Origin of the sequence: Ochrobactrum sp. SFR4 (assembly GCF_019730395.1) — a bacterium.
Taxonomy (GTDB): domain Bacteria; phylum Pseudomonadota; class Alphaproteobacteria; order Rhizobiales; family Rhizobiaceae; genus Pseudochrobactrum.
The window spans coordinates 1-237 of sequence record NZ_JAAPBB010001352.1 but is presented as its reverse complement, the minus strand read 5'-3'; the positions used below and the strand labels follow the sequence as shown (position 1 = coordinate 237).

1 protein-coding gene is annotated in these 237 nt (G+C 51.1%); it reads left to right on the top strand.

Translation table 11 applies throughout. The annotated features are described in order from the left end of the window. Window positions 1-237, top strand: a 237-nt coding sequence (locus tag HBA93_RS23425; RefSeq protein ID WP_221724811.1) for a hypothetical protein, incomplete at both ends; no start/stop codon positions are given.

The following is a 237-nucleotide window of genomic DNA, read 5'->3' as shown; positions in this document are numbered from 1 at the left end:
AAGTACAACATCCGGCTCCGGCGATGCGCAGTGGGGTGCTACCGCACCACAGATCGGTTTCGAGTACTATTACGAGGTTGTTCAGCCTGAAGTAGAGGCCGGTAAAACCGGACATCGCAACTGGTGGATCAGCCCGACATTGATGGTCAATACCCCCAACGGCAACGATAAATCGAGCGGTTTCGGTGCTGGAACGAACCAGTATTCTGTTGCCTTTAACATCAATAATTACATTGC